The sequence below is a fragment of the Neoroseomonas soli genome (assembly GCF_018129065.1).
Taxonomy (GTDB): Bacteria; Pseudomonadota; Alphaproteobacteria; order Acetobacterales; family Acetobacteraceae; genus Neoroseomonas; species Neoroseomonas soli.
Window position 1 is genome coordinate 1 of sequence record NZ_JAAEDM010000158.1, and the last position, 4,093, is coordinate 4,093.

The following is a 4,093-nucleotide window of genomic DNA, read 5'->3' on the forward strand; positions in this document are numbered from 1 at the left end:
GGCCATGGCCTCGGCGCGCGCGAGGCCTTCGCGAATGGCGCCGAGGTCGCGCGGCGCGAAGCGGTCCAGCGACAGCCGCGCCAGCGCCCGCGCCATGTCCGGCGCGCCCTTCAGCGCCGCTCGCAGCGCCGCGCGCACCGCATCGGCGGCGAGCAGGAAGCCCACCGCATCATGCCGCGCGGCGATCGGCGCCGGATCGGCGAGCGGCGACGCCAGCCGGGCGGCGAGTTCCCGCGCACCCGCGGGCGTGACGGTGCGGTCCACCGCGCCGAGCAGGGAATGGCGCGGGTCGCCGCGCTCGCTGCGCAGGATCTCGAGGCTGCGGCGGGTGGCGCCGTCCATCTGCAGCAGGCCGCGCCCGCCGGTCGGGACGGGGGGCGCGAGGCGCGGCAGGGCGCCCGCCTGGGTCAGCCGCACATAATCCACCGCCATGGCGGCGGCGGTGATTTCCTCCGGCGCGAAGGCGCCGAAGCCGTCGAGCGTCGCGACGCCGAAGGCCTCGGTGACGCGGCGGATACCGTCGCGCGGAGGGTCGAGATGGGCGATGCGCTCGGCGAGCGACGCGAGGGCGGCACCGCGGGCGAGCGCCTCGGGCGCCAGGATCTCGGCCGGTTCCAGCCGGGCGAGCAGCGACGTCAGGTCGGCGGCCGGCAGGCTCTCGGTGCCGAAGGCGCCGGTGGTCACGTCGAGCCAGGCCGCGCCGAGCCGGTCCCCCGCAGGGGCGAGGGCCAGCAGCCAGGCCGGGCGGGCGGCCTCGAGCAGCGCCTCCTCCGTCACCGTTCCGGGGGTGACGAGGCGGACGACCTCCCGCCGGATGGTCGGGGCCTTGCGGCGCTTCTGTTCCTCGGGCGTTTCCATCTGGTCGCAGATCGCGACGCGGAAGCCCCGGCGGATCAGGCGGGCGAGGTAGCTCTCATAGGCGTGGGCGGGCACGCCGCAGAGCGGCACCTTCTCCCCCTGGTGCTCGCCCCGGTAGGAAAGGGCGATGTCGAGCGCGGCCGAGGCGACCTCGGCATCGCCGAAGAGCATCTCGAAGAAATCGCCCATGCGGAAGAAGATGAGCGCATCCGGATGCGCCGCCTTGGCGACGAACCATTGCGCCAGGGCCGGCGTCGCGCCGGCCGCCGACGGTACGGGCTTGCTCTCCAGGGCGGACGCGTCTGTCATGCCCCGCCTCTAGACCGGAATCCGGCAAGGAGGGAGGGCATCATGCACCTGGATGGGCTCGACCACGCGAACCTGCGCTGCCGTCCACGGGACCTGCCCGCGGCGCTGGCCTTCTATCGCGACCTGCTGGGGCTGGAGGAAGGACCGCGGCCGGCCTTCGATTTCCCGGGGCACTGGCTCTACGCCGGCGGGCGGCCGATCCTGCACCTGGCGGCGCGCGAAACCGTGGGACCGCCGGAAGGCCCGGCGCACGGCGCGTCCTTCGAGCACATCGCCTTCCGCGCCCGCGACCTGCCCGGCGTGCGCGCGACGCTGGCGGCGAAGGGCGTCCGCTATGCCGAGGCGCCGCTGCCGGGCTTCCCGCTGCACCAGCTTTTCCTGACCGACCCCTTCGGGCTGAGGGTGGAACTGACCTTCGACATGACGGACCCGTCGAACGCCGGGACATGACGACGCGCTGCGGGCGCCGCCCGGGCAGTGGGCGCAGGGGTCAGGATCGCCTCGAACGCGGCGGGCGCTGCCGCCGCGGGAGCCTTGAGCAGTTCCCGCATCGGTGGAAGCCGCTCTCCCCGTGTTCGACCGGGCATCTTCACGCATACGGCTGAATTCCAACCGTATGCGATCTGCTCCAAGCACCAGCCCGGCAACCGACCTGCCCATGATCGCATGACCACGGACAGGCCGATGCGGTGCCCTTCCCCCCGTGCGGCGTGAGACGGGCCGCTAGGCAATCCGGGCAGGGCGCGGCAGGCAGCCGTTCACTCGGGACCGATCGACATCCCGATATCGCAACGGCCTCCGCCCAGCCGCCCCCCCGCTGGCCGTTGCGCGGGGAAGCGGCTAGATCAGCGATCTCAACACGCATGGTTCGCGGCCGTCGCCCCGGCCGGGGCCTGTGCTTCCTCCGGCTTGGGAACGCCCGCACATGCCCCAGTACCGCTCGCGCACCACCACCCATGGCCGCAACATGGCCGGCGCCCGTGGCCTCTGGCGCGCGACCGGGATGAAGGACGGGGATTTCGGCAAGCCGATCATCGCCGTCGTCAACAGCTTCACGCAGTTCGTGCCGGGCCATGTCCACCTGAAGGACCTCGGCCAGCTGGTCGCGCGCGAGATCGAGGCCGCCGGCGGCGTCGCCAAGGAATTCAATACCATCGCGGTGGATGACGGCATCGCCATGGGCCATGACGGCATGCTCTACAGCCTGCCGTCGCGCGACCTGATCGCCGACAGCGTCGAATACATGGTCAACGCGCATTGCGCCGACGCGATGGTCTGCATCTCCAACTGCGACAAGATCACGCCGGGCATGCTGATGGCCGCGATGCGGCTGAACATCCCGACCATCTTCGTCTCCGGCGGGCCGATGGAAGCGGGCAAGGTCGTCCATCGCGGCCAGAAGCGCAGCGTCGACCTGATCGACGCCATGATCGTCGCCGCCGACAGCTCCGTGACCGATGAGGAAGTGAAGGTCATCGAGCGGTCCGCCTGCCCGACCTGCGGGTCCTGCTCGGGCATGTTCACCGCCAATTCGATGAACTGCCTGACCGAGGCGCTGGGCCTCGCGCTGCCGGGCAACGGCACGGTCGTCGCCACCCATGCCGACCGCAAGCGGCTGTTCCTGGAAGCCGGGCGCCGGATCGTCGAGATCACGCGCCAGCACTACGAGACCGACGACTTCTCCGTCCTGCCGCGCAACATCGCCACCGTCGCCGCCTTCGAGAACGCGATGACGCTCGACATCGCGATGGGCGGTTCGACCAACACGGTGCTGCACCTGCTGGCCGCCGCGCATGAGGGCAGCGTGAACTTCACCATGAAGGACATCGACGCGCTGTCGCGCCGCGTGCCGGTGCTCTGCAAGGTCGCGCCCTCGGTCATCAACGTGCATGTCGAGGACGTGCACCGCGCCGGCGGCATCATGGGCATCCTGGGCGAACTCGACCGCGCCGGGCTGCTCGACACCTCCGTCTCCCGCGTCGATGCGCCGAGCCTCGCGGAGGCGCTGCAGGCCTGGGACGTGCGCCGCACGGCGGATGCGAAGGTGAGCGAGTTCTTCCGCGCCGCGCCCGGCGGCGTGCCGAGCATCGAGGCCTTCAGCCAGGCCGAACGCTGGGACGAACTCGACACCGACCGCGAGGGCGGCGTGATCCGCGACGTGGCGCATGCCTTCTCGGCCGATGGCGGGCTAGCGGTGCTCTACGGCAACATCGCGCTGGACGGCTGCATCGTGAAGACGGCGGGCGTGGATGCGTCGATCCTCGTCTTCTCCGGCCCCGCCAAGGTCTTCGAGAGCCAGGACGCGGCGGTCGAGGGCATCCTCGGCGGCAAGGTAACGGCAGGCGATGTCGTGGTGGTGCGCTACGAGGGGCCGCGCGGCGGGCCGGGGATGCAGGAGATGCTGTATCCGACCAGCTACCTGAAGTCGGTCGGCCTCGGGAAGCAGTGCGCGCTGGTGACGGACGGGCGCTTCTCCGGCGGCTCCTCGGGGCTGTCGATCGGGCATCTTTCTCCGGAAGCGGCGGAAGGCGGCCTGGTCGGCCTCGTCGAGGACGGCGACCGGATCGAGATCGACATCCCGGCCCGCAGCATCCGCCTCGCGGTGCCGGAGGATGAACTGACCCGCCGCCGCGCCGCGATGGAAGCGAAGGGCGAAGCCGCCTGGCAGCCGGCGGAACCGCGCAAGCGCAACGTCTCCACCGCGCTGCGCGCCTATGCCGTCATGGCGACCAGCGCGGCGCGGGGCGCCGTGCGCGACCTCAAGGGCCTGCGCCGGGGCTGATCCCGGCGGAACCGGCGCCGCCCGTCGCGGCGGCGCCGGGATCTAGAGCGGTTTCCGTTCGCCTCGGCTCACGAACACCGCTCCAGGCCTTTGTTCTTGCGAGCATCTTCACCCGATCAGGTGAGTCCACCTGATCGGGATCTG

3 protein-coding genes are annotated in these 4,093 nt (G+C 71.6%); 2 read left to right on the forward strand and 1 reads right to left on the reverse strand.

The window, feature by feature from the left end:
• Positions 1-1,167: MutS N-terminal domain-containing protein (locus tag GXW76_RS24960; RefSeq protein WP_456307122.1), on the reverse strand; the 1,167-nt coding region annotated here is incomplete at its 3' end.
• A gap of 42 nt (positions 1,168-1,209) precedes the next feature.
• Here GXW76_RS24960 and GXW76_RS24965 point away from each other — a divergent pair.
• Positions 1,210-1,617 carry a VOC family protein gene (locus GXW76_RS24965; protein ID WP_211864845.1) on the forward strand — a complete coding sequence of 136 codons (408 nt, stop codon included), beginning with the start codon at positions 1,210-1,212 and terminating at the stop codon, positions 1,615-1,617.
• Between the two features lie 475 nt (positions 1,618-2,092).
• Positions 2,093-3,949: a dihydroxy-acid dehydratase gene (gene ilvD / locus GXW76_RS24970; protein ID WP_211864846.1), complete on the forward strand. Its 1,857-nt coding sequence runs from the start codon at positions 2,093-2,095 to the stop codon at positions 3,947-3,949.
• Positions 3,950-4,093 lie beyond the last annotated feature (144 nt).

What these genes read in the sequence shown, in the direction of transcription:
- GXW76_RS24965 (WP_211864845.1), top strand. Translation starts at nt 1,210, where the DNA reads ATGCACCTGGATGGGCTCGACCACGCGAACCTGCGCTGCCGTCCACGG.
- ilvD (WP_211864846.1), top strand. Translation starts at nt 2,093, where the DNA reads ATGCCCCAGTACCGCTCGCGCACCACCACCCATGGCCGCAACATGGCC.